Origin of the sequence: Marinobacterium litorale DSM 23545 (assembly GCF_000428985.1) — a bacterium.
Taxonomy (GTDB): Bacteria; Pseudomonadota; Gammaproteobacteria; order Pseudomonadales; family Balneatricaceae; genus Marinobacterium_D; species Marinobacterium_D litorale.
This window is the reverse complement of sequence record NZ_AUAZ01000018.1, coordinates 70,033-84,703: the sequence shown is the minus strand read 5'-3', so window position 1 is coordinate 84,703 and position 14,671 is coordinate 70,033. Positions and strand designations below refer to the sequence as shown.

17 protein-coding genes are annotated in these 14,671 nt (G+C 56.9%); 11 read left to right on the top strand and 6 right to left on the bottom strand.

The window, feature by feature from the left end:
• Positions 1-17: 17 nt before the first annotated feature.
• Positions 18-536, top strand: coding sequence for a Cu(I)-responsive transcriptional regulator (cueR, locus tag G403_RS23400; protein WP_051299039.1), 519 nt, complete (start codon positions 18-20; stop codon positions 534-536).
• Here cueR and G403_RS0113910 read toward each other — a convergent pair.
• The 3 genes from G403_RS0113910 to G403_RS23395 all read right to left on the bottom strand — a co-directional run bounded on the left by G403_RS0113910 (position 526) and on the right by G403_RS23395 (position 2,621).
• Complete coding sequence (locus G403_RS0113910; RefSeq protein WP_027854520.1) at positions 526-732, bottom strand: heavy-metal-associated domain-containing protein; 207 nt, start codon at positions 730-732, stop codon at positions 526-528. The genes cueR and G403_RS0113910 overlap by 11 nt on opposite strands.
• An 81-nt stretch (positions 733-813) precedes the next feature.
• Complete coding sequence (locus G403_RS0113905; RefSeq protein WP_027854519.1) at positions 814-1,416, bottom strand: glutathione S-transferase family protein; 603 nt, start codon at positions 1,414-1,416, stop codon at positions 814-816.
• Positions 1,413-2,621: a YbfB/YjiJ family MFS transporter gene (locus tag G403_RS23395; RefSeq protein ID WP_051299037.1), complete on the bottom strand. Its 1,209-nt coding sequence runs from the start codon at positions 2,619-2,621 to the stop codon at positions 1,413-1,415. Before G403_RS23395 ends, G403_RS0113905 begins: the two co-directional genes overlap by 4 nt.
• Before the next feature lie 137 nt (positions 2,622-2,758).
• On the opposite strand from G403_RS23395, the gene G403_RS0113895 reads away from it, so the two are divergent.
• Entirely contained in the window at positions 2,759-3,649 is an 891-nt protein-coding gene (locus G403_RS0113895) for a LysR family transcriptional regulator (RefSeq protein WP_027854518.1), read from the top strand.
• A gap of 38 nt (positions 3,650-3,687) precedes the next feature.
• Here G403_RS0113895 and nhaD read toward each other — a convergent pair whose 3' ends face one another.
• A complete protein-coding gene (gene nhaD / locus G403_RS0113890) occupies positions 3,688-4,929 on the bottom strand; it encodes a sodium:proton antiporter NhaD (protein ID WP_027854517.1) in 1,242 nt (413 codons plus the stop codon).
• Between the two features lie 212 nt (positions 4,930-5,141).
• On the bottom strand, positions 5,142-5,894 hold the full coding sequence (locus G403_RS23390) for a tRNA1(Val) (adenine(37)-N6)-methyltransferase (RefSeq protein ID WP_051299035.1): 753 nt from the start codon (positions 5,892-5,894) through the stop codon (positions 5,142-5,144).
• A gap of 33 nt (positions 5,895-5,927) precedes the next feature.
• Here G403_RS23390 and G403_RS0113880 point away from each other — a divergent pair, with 33 nt between their 5' ends.
• Positions 5,928-6,251: a GIY-YIG nuclease family protein gene (locus G403_RS0113880; protein WP_245578335.1), complete on the top strand. Its 324-nt coding sequence runs from the start codon at positions 5,928-5,930 to the stop codon at positions 6,249-6,251.
• Here the strand turns inward: G403_RS0113880 and G403_RS0113875 are convergent.
• A complete protein-coding gene (locus tag G403_RS0113875) occupies positions 6,237-7,139 on the bottom strand; it encodes a LysR family transcriptional regulator (protein WP_027854515.1) in 903 nt (300 codons plus the stop codon). The genes G403_RS0113880 and G403_RS0113875 overlap by 15 nt on opposite strands.
• Positions 7,140-7,335: 196 nt before the next feature.
• Here G403_RS0113875 and G403_RS0113870 point away from each other — a divergent pair, with 196 nt between their 5' ends.
• From G403_RS0113870 to G403_RS0113835, 8 genes are read left to right on the top strand one after another with little or no spacing between them, the layout of a single operon-like run.
• Entirely contained in the window at positions 7,336-8,652 is a 1,317-nt protein-coding gene (locus tag G403_RS0113870) for an aminotransferase family protein (protein WP_027854514.1), read from the top strand.
• Positions 8,653-8,681: 29 nt separating this feature from the next.
• Positions 8,682-9,446 (top strand): ABC transporter substrate-binding protein, encoded by a 765-nt coding sequence (locus tag G403_RS0113865; protein ID WP_051299032.1) that lies wholly within the window; start codon positions 8,682-8,684, stop codon positions 9,444-9,446.
• Between the two features lie 12 nt (positions 9,447-9,458).
• Positions 9,459-10,121 carry an amino acid ABC transporter permease gene (locus G403_RS0113860; protein WP_027854512.1) on the top strand — a complete coding sequence of 221 codons (663 nt, stop codon included), beginning with the start codon at positions 9,459-9,461 and terminating at the stop codon, positions 10,119-10,121.
• Between the two features lie 2 nt (positions 10,122-10,123).
• On the top strand, positions 10,124-10,879 hold the full coding sequence (locus G403_RS0113855) for an amino acid ABC transporter ATP-binding protein (protein WP_027854511.1): 756 nt from the start codon (positions 10,124-10,126) through the stop codon (positions 10,877-10,879).
• Positions 10,879-11,574, top strand: coding sequence for a CoA transferase subunit A (locus tag G403_RS0113850; RefSeq protein ID WP_036233854.1), 696 nt, complete (start codon positions 10,879-10,881; stop codon positions 11,572-11,574). Before G403_RS0113855 ends, G403_RS0113850 begins: the two co-directional genes overlap by 1 nt.
• Complete coding sequence (locus G403_RS0113845; protein ID WP_027854509.1) at positions 11,561-12,208, top strand: 3-oxoacid CoA-transferase subunit B; 648 nt, start codon at positions 11,561-11,563, stop codon at positions 12,206-12,208. Before G403_RS0113850 ends, G403_RS0113845 begins: the two co-directional genes overlap by 14 nt.
• Positions 12,205-13,479, top strand: coding sequence for an ArgE/DapE family deacylase (locus G403_RS0113840; RefSeq protein ID WP_027854508.1), 1,275 nt, complete (start codon positions 12,205-12,207; stop codon positions 13,477-13,479). The genes G403_RS0113845 and G403_RS0113840 overlap by 4 nt, the downstream gene beginning before the upstream one ends.
• On the top strand, positions 13,476-14,660 hold the full coding sequence (locus tag G403_RS0113835) for an acetyl-CoA C-acyltransferase (protein ID WP_027854507.1): 1,185 nt from the start codon (positions 13,476-13,478) through the stop codon (positions 14,658-14,660). Before G403_RS0113840 ends, G403_RS0113835 begins: the two co-directional genes overlap by 4 nt.
• The last annotated feature ends 11 nt before the right edge of the window (positions 14,661-14,671 follow it).

Sequence of the window (14,671 nt, the reverse complement as noted above, 5' to 3'; positions counted from 1 at the left end):
GTAAAGAGGGCGGTAAGATGAATATTGGCAAAGCGGCGGCGGCATCCGGCGTTTCGGCGAAGATGATCCGCTATTATGAATCGATCGGTCTGATCCCTGAGGTGGCCCGAACTGAAGCGGGCTACCGGGATTACTCCGATAAAGACGTACACCGGCTGCGCTTTATCCGGCGCGCACGCGACCTTGGCTTTTCCGTGGATCAGATGGCGGAACTGCTCGCGCTCTGGCAGGACCGGGGCCGGGCCAGCGCGGACGTGAAGCGCATAGCGCTGGAACATGTGGCTGAGCTGGAGCGCAAGGCTCGTGAGCTGATGGAGATGAGCGAGACGCTGTCGCACTTGGCCGGTAACTGCCAGGGTGATGATCGACCGGACTGTCCGATTATCAATGTACTGTCTGAGCAGGACGGCTTTGAATCCTGTCACGAACATGCTCAGCCGCGCTTCGGTAAGACCGGGATTGAGCCGGATCGCAAACGGCGAGCGTCATCCGACTCAACAGTGTCCGATAGCAAGGGGGGCGGTATCAGGCGTTGATCGCCTGGTTTTCGTAGCCCGCTTCTTTAATCGCTTCGCTGATCGATGCCAATTCAACATCACTGCTTACAGCTACTTCGCCTTTTTCAAGGTCGGCGGAGACTTCAGCCTGCGCGTCCAGGCCTTTGACCGCTTTCTCAATCGCCGCGACACAGTGACCGCAAGACATGCCTGTGACTTTCAGTTGGTGATTCATCGCAAACTCCTTGTTTAGTTGGATAGGGGAAAGATAAACGTTCCAACTCTGGTAAGGTCAAGCGGATCAAACACCGGGCTCTTACGAAAATGCCGTGGTCATGAAACTGGTGCGTTGAGTGATAGCGTTTCGCCAGGCTTCAAGGTTGGGATATCTGTCTGCTACGGCTGTTTCAGGAAGGCGGAACGCGAGGTACTCCAGCGCGACGGCAACCGATATATCCCCCAGCGTTATATCAATATCCGATGAATAGCGGTTAATGCATCTGTCCAGTTGCTCAAGTGTTCGATCGATAGCGCGAGACCGGCGCTGGCTCAGAACAGAGCCATTGGCTTGTGCGTCGAGGTGCTTTCTGGAAATGACCGTGGTGAAGGACGCATCCATCAGCCCCTGACCCAAACCGACCCGATGAAGTACCTGCTCTTTTCTGTCTTCCGGAACAAGTGAGGGAGTAGGCTGTTGCTCGTTTAGGTAGCCGGCTATCAGCAGTGATTCACTCAGCGCAGTGCCTTGGTCTGTAATCAGCACTGGAATGCGGCCAACGGGGTTTTCCGCAAGCAACTGCTCATCATCGTTCCAAGGGTCGCACCAGTACAGAGCCACACGTTTCTCCAATCCCTTCTCCAGCACGACTATCCGTGTCATGCGGGCGTAAGGGGAGGTTTTATTCAGAAAGAGTTTCATGATTGCTCCTTGGCTTTAGAGGGTATCGGGTCTGTTTTACCCAGGTGGTGACTGAAAACGATAAGTACCGCCCCAACCGCCAACGCGGCGCTGCCGACATAGAAGAGCAGGTGATAACTCCCCGCAGTCTCATAAAACGCGGACATGACATAGCCGGCAATCGCCTGAGCAACCGCAAAGATGGCCGTTGCATAGCCCCAGTAGCGTTTATGCTCGATTGGGCCGACCAGTTCAGCGATGCGCCCTGAAGTCAGGGCCACAACAGCCGGAACCAGGGCTCCAACGATAAAGGAGGACAGGGTCCGGCTCACCAGTGTGATCGAAAGCAGCGGTAAACCCACAGCCAGTGTTTTGATGATGAAGGCAAGGGTCAGGCTATTACTCCAGCCCAGCCGTTGAACGATCCAGGCGGCCGTGAGCGGACCGCAAACGGCACCAACGCCAAACACCGCCCACTGCAAAGAAGCAGACTCGGTACCGAGGCGTTGCTCGCGTGCCAGATAGTCGACCCAGAAAACGGTGTGGGGAACAAATCCGATGGCATCCAGCGCATAGGCCAGCAGCACTAACAGTAGCACCAGCCCAATGCGGTTTCCCGGGGCTGAACAAGGCTTTAAACCGCTTTCTCCCTGCGGGGCTGTCTTCGCGAGACGGACCAGGTTGTGATCACAGATCCATCCAATCAGGAGTGTGAGTGCTGCCAGGGTCAACCAGGTCACGGACAGGCTGACCTGAATAAGCAGGGGCACGACCGATGCGGATAAAATGGCGCCCAGCCCGATACCGGTAAACACCAATGCCCCCACTCCCGTCCGACGAACCGGCGGTGTGCGTGTTAAAGCCGTTGCCGGGCCCACCACCATCAGAATCGCGCCACAGATACCGGCGATGAATCGCCAACTAAAGAACCATCCGAAGCTGGCCGGTTGAGCACAAAGCAGAAAGCTCAGCGCTATGGCGCTAAAGCACAGGCATAGCAAAACCCGCAGTGGAATATGCTCTGAAAGCCGGTGTGCAGATAAAGCGCCGATCAGGTAGCCCATCAGATTCGCCGCGCCCAAATACACCGCTTTGCTATCGCTAAACCAACCGGCCTGAATCAGCTCAGGCAGCAATGGCGTGTAGGCAAAACGCGCAACGCCTATACCCGCAAGCGTGGTGGAGACACCGGTCAGTAGAGCCGGTAAATCGTCGCGCGTGATCATCGGTCTTGGCGTCCTGGGTAGTGGAGGTGTATTGGGTGATAAATCCTGACTATCAGGCTAATGGATAGTGAAGGTCATAGATAATGATTTATGATGATGTATAAGATCATAAATAGTGAATTATTGGGGGCCGTGTGATGCAATTTAAATCGTTGCAGCTGTTTTTGGATGTGGTTGAAACCGGGAGCTTTGTATCGGCTGCAGAACGGCGCCATACCGTGCAATCCAATGTGACCGCCCATGTGAAGAAGCTGGAGACGGAGTTAGGGGCTCGGCTTTTTCATCGTAAAGGTGGAGCCAGACTGACGAGCGCAGGACGTACAGTGGCCGATTACGCACGGCGGATATTGCATGATCATGATGAAGTGCTGGCGCTTTTTGATGGCCGAAAAGAGGGCCCAAGCACGCTGAGACTGGGTGCCATGGAAACCACGACAGCGGTGCGATTGCCCCCTGTATTGGCAAAATATCACCAGAGCCATCCCGACGTGGAGCTGAGGCTAGAAACCGGCCCAACAGCCGAACTGATTGCCCGACTCATCGACGGCGGCGTGGATGGAGTTTTCGTCGCGGGGGCTCCAGAGCATGATCGATTTCATCGAATCAAAGCGTTTACGGAGCGACTTGTACTGGTCGGGCCTGAACCGCTCAACGCGTTACCCTCGCCAGAGCAGCTCTTGGAAAATGCATTCCTGGCCTTTCGACAGGGCTGTAGCTATCGGCAGCGGATAGAGCTGTTTTTGTCGTCACAGGGCGTAACGGCTACCCGGATCTTTGAGTTTGGCAGTATCGATGGCATCTTGGGTTGCGTCGCGGCTGGCATGGGGTACGCGTTGATGCCTCGTGCGACGGTTGAAGCGTATCGTCAGCGCTTCAATGTCGGCATCCTGGAACTGCCTCCGGCAATCAGTGAGCTCGATACTTACTTTGTGACGGGCGCGCCGGATACCTGGAGTCCGGCTCTGAAACAGTTTGTTTCAGCGCTCACTGCGGATGAGTCAGAGAGCCTGGCGCTCCAGGCCCCCTGATCCGTTCGCCGCAGATTCCGGCATTTAACGATGAGGCCTCAATGCAGCAGGTTGCCCACGGTGTAGCTGCCGGCGAAGCCAACCGAAAACGCAATCAGCAGAAACAGTGAGTAGCGGGCGAAGCTGCCAAAGGTAACCGCCTCAACCTTGCTCATGGCCACGATACCCGCGGCCGAACCGATCACCAGCAGTGAACCGCCGACACCAACAGAGTAGGTCAGTGACAGCCACTGACTGGGACTCATGGCGATATCCGCTTTCAGCATGGCCGCGGTCAGCGGTACGTTATCCACCAATGACGAAAGCAGGCCCATGACGAAGTTGGCCGCGGTCGTTGGCATCAGTTCGTAGATACCCACCAGCGAATTCAGCACGCCGATCTCCTTGAGCATGCCCACCAGCAGCAGGATACCGAGGAAGAATAGCAGGGTGTCGTATTCGATGACGCGGATGTAATCGAGCAGGCTTTCACGTTCGTCATCCTTGTAGCCGAGGTGGCCGATCAGGAACATGATCGACAGGCCGAACAGGAACGTCAGCACCGGCGGGATTCCAGCGATCACGTTAAGGATGATGGTGCCGATGATCGTCAGCAGAAAGGTAACCGCGATCACCTTACCCACCCGGTCGTCACGACGTTCCGTGGGGATGATCTCAACTTCCCCCTTCAGCGGCAGGGCCAGCATGGTAGCCAACAGCATTACACTGAACAGGGCCGGTAGAGAGAGGAATAGCAGGTCCTGGATCGCCACCTTTTCGGCCATAAAAATCATCAGTGTTGTGACATCGCCGGTAATCAGGGCCACCCCACCGGAGTTGACGGCGAACACCACCATCACCGCAAACCTCAGCGTTTTTCGCGCTTCCATACGCAGCGATAGCACTAACGCGATGGATACCAGCGTGGCGGTGATATTGTCCGAAAGAGAGGAAAACAGAAATGCAAAACCCGCCACCATAAACATCAGTTTACGTTCGCCAATTCGCCGCGGAAGCACCTTATAGATCAGTGTTTCAATTAACCCCTGGTGGTTGAGGAATGCCACAAAGGTCATGGCCGCCATCAGGAAGAGCCAGAGGCTGGCGATCTCCAGCAGGTTTTCATCCAGCTTTTCCCGGATGCCGGCCTGGCTCATGCCTGCTTCAGGAAACAGAAAGATCAATAGCCAGGCCAGAGTGCCGAAAAACAGGGTGGTTTTGGCTTTGTTTACGTGTATCACGTCCTCAAGGACGATCGATAGAAACGCCGCTCCCGCGATCAGAAGTAGAAGAGTGTGCATCGAAATGCTCCAGTAAGTGAAAGTGCAGCATTGACGACGTCGATCATGCGAGGCTGAAAGGGCGCAAAAGTGCCAGTATTCGGGCCGGTCCCTGAGCGAGGCAGAGGGTCAGTGCGTAGGCTGCAAGAGGATGGCAGCAATTCTACTCCTTACGCGCACGCAGCAAAAGGCGCACAGTGGCGAGGTTAATCGGCACTTGGGCAGTAGAGACTTTAGTGCTGGCGTTCAAATCGGGGATCTTCACAGCGCAGCCGGGTGTAAAACGGATAAAACAGACGGCCGGCCTCTCGGCTATGCACCGGGTGCGCACGGTAGAGGGTCAGGGTCTCATGTTCACAGTCGCCTGGCTGACGTGCCAGTGTCAGAATATGGCGGTGGGGCGCATCGCCGGGCTGGCTGATCAGTGACAACTGGTGGCGCAGGTAGAGGCCGTTCTGCTCAAGCAGCGTCCGCAACCGGGGCTGACTTTCGCAGGGTAAAAGCAGATACGCACGTCCCTCGCTGGCAAGGAGCTCGCTTACGCTAACGACCAAATCAGCCAAAGGCAGATGGCTGTCATGTCGGGCCTGGCTGAGCCGATCACAGCGATTGGGTGTGGAGTCTGAAAAGAAGGGCGGGTTCGACAGTATGCAGTCGTATCGGATGTCGGGACGGTATTGGCGGATATCCTGCTCGATAACTTGAAGGCGTTCACTGAACGGGCTTTGGCCAAAGTTAGCTCTGGCCTGGGCCGCAGCGGCGGAATCCAGCTCTACCGCATCGATAATCAGCTCAGGCGATCGCTGGGCGGCGAACAGTGCCAGCAGCCCGGTGCCGGTTCCGATATCGAGCAAATGCCCCTGGGTTGGCAGTGGTGCCCAGGCCCCCAGAGCGCAGGCGTCGGTCGTCACTTTCATGGCGGAATCGCCCTGTTCGATTCGGAACTTTTGGCACTGAAAATAGCGATTACGGGTTCGGCGGGTCACGTTATCGATTATCCCTCGCGGTGCGCGTTCTCAGTGCGCCGTACAAAAGGCTGTGGCACACTTCTGTCCATGCAGCAGTGGTATGTCTATATTTTGCGCTGTGCCGATGGCAGTTTCTATACCGGCATAACCACCGACCTTGAGCGCCGGGAGCGCGAGCACAATGCCGGCGGGCGCCTGGGTGCCCGTTATACCCGGGCCAGGCGGCCGGTACAACGGGTCTGGTGCGAGTGTCACCCGGATCGCGCCGCTGCGTCGAAACGGGAGTGGGCGATCAAGCAGCTTAGCCGCAGCGCCAAGCTCAGGCTGATCGCCTCTGTGCCGACAGATGCGGCTTCCGAACTAGAGGTTGGGTAAGTCCGGCAGGTGTTTCTTCAAGTGATCGATCAGCTGGTTGCCGGCCCAGCTCTGTCGATAAACCAGCCCGAAGCTATAGTGGAAGGTGGGCTCAAAAGGCTTGATCAGGAAGTCTTTTGTCGCCGCCAGGTTATCAAATGCGGTGATCGGATTGATCAGGCTGATACCGACACCGTTGGCCACCAGCGAGCAGATCGCTGCGATGTTCGCTTCCGTTTTACCCGCGATGCGGATCCTTTTTTCATTAATCAGCGCCAGGAGCTGGTCCGCGGCCAGGTTGGGTTGGTTCGGGATTACCAGGTGTTGTCCCCTGAGATCTTTTACGTCGATAACATCGGCATCTGCCAGTGGGTGATTCTTGGGCACCAGACAGACCGCCTTGACCGAAAACAGCTCCTCGACCACCAGTGTCTGGGTGTTTACCGGTAGAGTGACGAAGCCGGCATCAAAAGACCCTGATTCGACAGCGCGGGTCACATCGGGGCTCGGCATAATATCGAAATAAATGCTGTACTTCGGGTTGATTCGCAGAATATTGGCGATCAGGCGGGGAACATACGCGAACCCCAACGCAGGTGCTGACGCCAATCGCATCCTTGAAGCGCCAAATTCTCGTAGCGCAACGATCGTGTGCTTCATCTCCTCCAGGTTGCCGGTCAGACGCAGTATCTCGCCATACAGTTCATCGGCTTCCGGCATCGGCACCAGACGTTTCTTATGACGCATAAACAACGCCATACCGATATTTTCTTCCAGTTGGCCCAGTGAGCGGCTGACCCCGGATTGAGTGATCCCCAGCTCTCTGGCTGTTCGGGTAGCCGTGCCCTGCTCATAGAGTGTTTTGAAAATGATGAGCGCCTTGAGCGAACTAAGATTGATATCAGCCACTTATTTAACCCTAATTAATTGATTTATAAATATTTATGTATGCTGATGAAGGCAGAGGTTTTGCGATAAAGTTGATGACTAAAAATCATATTTTAATGAAAAAACATTATGCGTTGAAATAAAAAATTTTCTGTTCCTATAATCCCCCCAACACAAAATTGTTTCTTTTTTCACCGTAGTGGAGTGGTTGGGTTAGATGGCCGGAAATGCTCTGTTCTATCAGGCCAGTGGTCAGTTGCCGCTGGTTTCTCATGCCGATGGTGTTTATATCTGGGATACCGACGGTAAGCGTTATATCGACGCCTGCTCCGGCGCCATTACCTGTAACCTCGGGCACAACCACCCGGCGGTGAAGGCGGCGATGACCGCACAGCTCGATAAGGTTGCGTTCAGTTACCGGACCCAGTTCGAAAGTCAGGTGGCTGTTGATCTGGCCGAGGAGCTGGTGGGCCTGAGCGAGGGTGACCTGGATAAGGTGTTTTTTGTTGGTAGTGGGTCCGAGGCCGTGGAGAGTGCGATGAAGCTGGCGCGGCAATATTTTGTCAGCATCGGCGAATCTCGGCGCAGCCATTTTGTTTCTCTGCGTCCCTCCTACCACGGCAGTACCCTGGGCGCTTTGAGTCTGACCGGCTACCAACCCTTGGAAGCGCCGTTTACCGATATCACCCTGGGCTCGCTCAAAGTTCCGTCTCCCGACTTTTACCGTTACAGCGAAGACTCTATTGAAAGCCATGTTGCTGCGGTACTGGCAGAAACCGAAGCGGCCATCGCCAGTGTCGGCGGCGATCGCATTATCGCGATTGCGCTGGAGCCGGTGGGCGGTGCCAGTACCGGTGCGCGGATGCTGAATAAACAGTACATGGAGGGTATTCGCGAGATCTGTGATCGGCATGGCTGCCTGCTGATTCTTGATGAGGTGCTTTCCGGTATGGGCCGCACCGGACAGTGGTTCGCCTACCAGCACTGGGGCGTGAAACCCGATCTGCTGGCGTTGGCGAAGGGGCTTGGTGCCGGCTACTACCCGGTGGCTGCCATGCTGGCCCGTCAGGAGCTGGTGGACAGCGTTATGGCCAGCGGAGGGTTTATGCACGGCCATACCTACGCCGGTAACCCGCTGGCCTGCGCTACGGGGCTCGCCGTTATACGCGCAACCAAAGAGCAGAACCTGGTGGCTAATGCGGCCGAGCAGGGGGGCTATCTACGCCAAGGGCTGGAAAAGCTGGCTGAAAAATACGCCTGCATCGGCAATGTGCGTGGGATTGGACTGCTGCAGGGCGTTGAGCTGGTGGCCGATCGCGATAGCCGCGAACCCTGGCCCGCCGAGCGCAATATGTTCAACGAAATTACCCGGCTTGCCAAGGAGCGAGGTCTTCTGATCTACCCGCGGCGCTGCCTGGATGGGGTCCGCGGCGATCACGTATTAATTACGCCGCCGCTGACCGTTAGTCGTGGGGAGATCGACGAGATCCTGTCCCTGTTTGATCAGAGTCTGTCCGATCTGGGCGCGCTCTAAATCCAAGGAAACAAGAAGAGGAAATAACCATGCTGAAGAAAATGCTGATGGGTGCCTGCCTGGGGCTGGCACTGACCACCGGGGCTCAGGCGGCTGATGGGCTGGATACCGTTAAGTCTGAAAACGAAATCACCTTTGCCATGTCTGGTGCCTATCCTCCGTTCAACTTTGTTGACGAGCAGGGTGATCTGGCCGGGTTTGACGTGGAGATCGGCAAGGAGATCGCCAAGCGGATCGGTGTTGAGGGTACGCCCATCGCCACCGCCTGGGATGGCATCATCGCCGGTCTCCTGGCCAATCGCTACGACACCATTATCGGTTCCATGGCGATCACCGATGAGCGCCTGAAAACCATCGACTTCTCCGATCCTTACTACCGCTCCGGTGCTCAGCTGTTTGTCAAAAAAGACTCGGATATCGGCGATATCCAGGATATGTCCGGTAAGAAAATCGGCGTGACCCTGGGTACCACCTTTGAAGAGTGGCTGCGCAAGAACGCTCCGGAAGTGGAAATCCGCACCTACAAGGGTGTTCCGCAGATGATGATGGAAACCCAGTCCGGTCGCATCTCCGGCTTTGTTACCGACCGTCTCACCGGGATTATGGCGATCAAGGATAAGGGTATGAATATCCAGATGGCCGGTGATCTGCTCTACCCGGAGTTGATCGGTATCGCGCTTCAGAAAGAAAACCCGGAACTGCTGGCCGCCATCAACAAGGCGATCGCTGACATGCAGGCTGATGGTACCTATCAGCAGATCAGCGAGAAGTGGTTCGGCACCGACATCCGATAAGGAGCGCTACCGATGTTCGACTGGGCAATCATCGTCAAGTATTTGCCGATTCTGTCGGAAGCGGCTCTGCTGACCCTCTACATCTCCGTCATCTCGCTGGTGCTGGGGTTGGTATTCGGGTTGGCGGCCGCGCTGGCACGGCTCTCCAGAAACCGACTGTTCTACGGTATCGCCAGTTTCTATATCTGGTTGATCCGTTCAACGCCGCTGCTGGTGCAGCTGTTCCTGATCTACTACGGGTTGCCTCAGTTCGGACTGGATCTGTCTCCCTTTGTTTCCGGTGTGCTGGGTCTGGCGCTGAACGTGGGTGCCTATAACGCGGAAACCATCCGTGGTGGTATTCAATCGATCAGTCACGGCCAGACTGAGGCGGCGCTCTCAATCGGCATGAACCACGCGCAGACCATGCGCCGGATTATTCTGCCGCAGGCGGTACGCAACATCATTCCGCCGCTGGGGAATAACTTCATCATTCTGATCAAGGACACCTCACTGGTTTCCACCATCACGCTGGTGGAGCTGACCATGAAGACTCAGCAGCTGGTAGGCACTACCTATAAGCCTTTCGAGCTTTATCTTGCCGCCACCATGCTCTACGCGGTGATGACCACGGCCACGGCCATGGCGCTGCGGGTGGTTGAAAAGCGTATGCACCTGAAGACTTCAAGGAGATAACAATGAGTGACTATATCGTCAGAATCGATGCGCTAAAGAAGTGCTACGGCGATCTTGAGGTGCTGCGTTCGGTGGATCTGAAGGTGGAAGCCGGTGAGGTGATCTGCATTATCGGCCCCAGTGGCTCCGGTAAGAGCACCCTGCTGCGCACCATCAATCACCTGGAGGAGCCCACGGCGGGCGAGATCCATGTGAACGGCATGTTTATCAACGATACCTCGCTGAAGGGCAAGGCGTTTGATAAACACCTGTGCAAGGTGCGGGCGAACCTGGGGATGGTGTTCCAGCACTTCCATCTGTTCCCCCATATGTCGATTCTGGAAAACGTGATTGAAGGGCCAGTACAGGTGCTCAAGCAGAACAAGCAGGAAGCCACCGATAAAGCGATGGAGCTGCTGACCAGTGTCGGGCTTGCGGACAAGCGGGATGCTTATCCGGATATGCTCTCCGGCGGCCAGAAACAGCGCGTGGCTATCGTGCGCGCGCTGGCCATGAACCCCAGCGTGATGCTCTTTGATGAGCCCACCTCAGCGCTGGACCCGGAGCTGGTCGGCGAAGTGCTCAGCGTTATGGAGAAGCTGGCCAAGGAGGGAATGACGATGCTGATCGTCACCCATGAGATGGAGTTCGCCCGCAAAGTGGCTGATCGGGTCATCTTCATGGATGGCGGCTTTATTGTCGAAGAGGGTTCGCCGGATGAAGTGTTCGGCAACCCCCAGCATCAACGTACACAGCAGTTTCTGGCCAGCATTCACTGATGAATAAACAGCAGACAATCGAAGAGGCGATCGGGCAGATTCCCGATGGCGCCAGCATCATGGTGGGTGGCTTCGGCAGCCCGGGCACACCCTTCAGCCTGATAGACGAGCTCCTGAGGCAGGGGCAGCGCAACCTGACGCTGATCAAGAACGACGCCAATGAAGCGGGTATCGGTATCAGCAAGCTGATCGAGAACGGTCAGGTGGATCGGCTCATCGCGACCCATATCGGCCTGAACCGCAGTGTGATCGAGATGATGAACAGCGGGGCACTGGAGGTGGAATTTCACCCGCAGGGGATCTTCGCGGAAAAGATTCGCACCGCCGGGGCCGGCAGCTTTGGATTTCTGTCCGATATCGGGATGGAGTCCGAGATCACCCGCCCGGAGCAGCTGCTGGAATGGCAGGGCCAACGCTACAAGGTGGAGATGGCGCTGCGCGCTGATTTCGCCCTGATACATGCGGCCCACGCTGACAACTACGGCAACCTGATCTATCGCGGCACCGCCATCAACTTCAGTCCGCTGATGGCGATGGCCGCTGACCAGGTGATTGCTGAAACGGCCGACTGCCAGCCTCCGGGGCGTCTGGAGCCGGCGATGATTCACACACCCAGCGCCTTTGTCAGCAGTCTGGTACTGCTGCCTGCGCTGACCAATGACTATGGAATCATGGAGCATCATGTCCGCCACTGATCGTATTATCGCCAGAGCCGCCCAGGAGATTGTTCCCGGCAGCATTGTCAATCTGGGGATCGGTCTGCCCACCCAGGTGATCCACGAGCTGCCGGAACGGATGGATGTGCTGATCCATGCCGAGAATGGCGTGCTTGGCGCCTGGAAACAGGCTGAGCCAGAGCTGATGGACCCTTTTCTGATCGATTCCGCTGGTGCTTATGTCGCCACACGGCCCGGCAGCGCTTTCTTTGACAGTGCGGTCTCATTCGCCATGATCCGTCGCGGTAAGATCGATCTGACCATGATCGGCGCTTTCGAGGTGGATCAGCACGGCAATCTGGCTAACTGGAAGATTCCGGGCAAGTTCTCGCCCGGCATCGGCGGGGCGATGGAACTGGCGCAGAAAACGCCCCGTATCGTTGTGCTGACAACGCACTGTGACAAGAAGGGCAACCCCAAGATTCTCAAGCAGTGCCGCTTGCCACTGACGGCTGCCGGCTGCGTATCGCGGATCATCACCGAGAAAGCGGTGATTGATGTAACCGACGATGGGCTCGTGGTGCGCGAAAAGCTCGAGGCGATCAGCGATGAGGCGCTGCGCGCGATTACCGAAGCTGATCTGATCATTCCAGCATCAGTGGAGGCAGTATGACGATTGCCAGTCACGAGCAGCGGATTCTCGAAAGCTGCGACCGGGTCTTCGATGACGCGCTGAACTTCACAGAAGAGATGGTTCGTCAGTATGCCGTGCTGAACCGTGAGCAGGGTGTACTCGATGTGGTTGAGCGCCAGTTGGAGGGTCTGAATCTGCCGGTGCGGCGGGTCGAGATGAAGCATGACGCCCTCTGTGGCCATGCGCTGTACGCGCCGGTGGAGTGGGATCACGAGAACAAATATAACCTGGTCTCACAGCTGAACCCGGGCGCACAGGGTAAGACGCTGGTGCTGAATGGCCATCTGGATGTGGTCAGTGCCGATCCGCCCGATATGTGGACGCAGGCACCCAACGAGCCCTGGCGCAAAGATGGCTGGCTGTACGGTCGCGGCGCCGGTGATATGCAGTCCGGCGTGGCCGCGATGATCTACGCCGTCCACGCGGTCCGTCATGCCGGGTTCGAGATCAAATCGCCGCTGACGATTCAGACCGTGGTGGAGGAGGAGTGCTCCGGCAACGGTGCGCTGGCCTGCCTGCAACAGGGGTTCGGTGGTGATTTCGTGCTGATACCTGAGCCGTTCGGGCCTCAGATTTACTCGGGGCAGGTGGGTGTGCTCTGGTTCAAGGTCAGCGTGCGTGGCAAGCCCGCTCATGTGTTGGATACCTCGGCCGGGCAAAACGCCATTGAGAAGCTCCAGTCACTGATCCCCTGGCTGAAGTCGCTGGCGGATGAGCTCAATACGCATCACCGTCAGCCGCCGTATGACCGCATCGCGAGCCCGTTCAACCTCAATATCGGTACCATCAGCGGCGGTAACTGGCCCTCCAGTGTGCCCTCCCATGCCCAGATGGAGGGGCGTATCGGCTTTCCGCCGGGTATGTCCGCCAACGAGATCATGCAGCGGGTCAGCGACTGCGTTGAGCAGGCGGCGCGCACCGATAAGGCGTTTACCAACGAGAAGCCGATTCTGCGCTTTCATGGGTTCCGCTCTGAAGGGCATCTGGTGGACCTGGGTGATCCAGGTATCGAACTACTCAGCGGTTGCCACCAATCACTGACCAATGAACTACCGAAAGAGTACTTGTCTACCTGTACCACGGATCTGCGTGCTTTCCATTTTTACAGCCGTACTGCGGGTACCTGCTACGGCCCGGTTGCGCGCAATATTCATGGTATCGACGAAAGCGTTGATATCGAATCCATCCGCCATGTTCTGAAAGCCTATGCGTTGTTTATCAGCCGTTGGTGCCAACTGGAAAAGCTATGAACCCTGTTTATCTCACCGATTACAAACGTACCGCATTTACTCGTGCGCATCCCAAGAAGACCGAACTGGACGACTTTGCGGAGCTGCCGGCGGATCATCTGCTGGCACGCTTGATTGATAATGCGCTCGAGCGTAACAGTCTGGATCCGTCACAGGTGGACGATCTGAGCATTGGCTGTGCGCTGGCGGTGCGTGAACAGTGGAGCTTTGGTGGGCGCTACCCGGTGCTTGAGAGCCGTCTGGGCGACCAGTGCGCATCCAGGCAGATCGATCAGCAGTGCGGATCCGGCATGGCAGCGATTCGCTTTTCGATGCTAAACATTGCCTCGGGTGCCTGCGATATCGCCTTTGCAGGTGGTTATGAAAATATGACGCGGATCCCGATGGGCCCCAGTCTGTTCCAGGACGGGACACTGACGGTCCCACCGATTCCCGCCGACAACGGAAAGTCCTACGCCATGGATACGGTGATGAATATGGGACTGACAGCCGAGCGTCTGGCCGCTGAGGCCGGGATTGGTCGTGAGCGTATGGATCGATTTGCATTACGATCTCACCAGCGGGCGGCCCGGGCACGGGATGAGGGGCTTTTTCACCGGGAAATTCTGCCGATTGAACGTCTTGATGGGAGTCGCATCAGTACAGATGCCAATGTCAGGGGAGACACCAGTCTGGAGCGTCTCGCCGAGCTGAAGCCCGCGTTTTCAGAAACCGGTCAAGTCAGCGCCGGTAACAGTTCACCGCTGACCAGTGGGGCTGCGTTGGCGGTGCTGATGTCAGAATCCGCTTTGAAAAACTCCGGCAGTGAGCCCCTCGCCAAAGTCCTGGGATGTGTGGATCGTGGGGTCAAGCCGGAGCTGATGGGGCAGGGGGTTGTGCCTGCGGTGGAGCGGTTGCTGAATAATGCGGGCCTGCGTGCCGACCAGATTGATCTCTGGGAAATCAACGAAGCGTTCAGTGTGGTGCCTCTCTATGCCATTGACCGCCTCGGTCTGGAGATAGATCGGGTCAATATTCACGGCGGCGCGCTGGCGCTGGGCCACCCTCTCGGTGCCACCGGTGTCCGGCTCGTGGGTACGCTGGCACACAACCTGAAACAGACCGGGGGGCGCTATGGCGTTGCGGCCGCCTGTATCGGGGGCGGGCAGGGTATCGCTATGTTGATCGATCTGGAATTTTAACTCAGAGACGG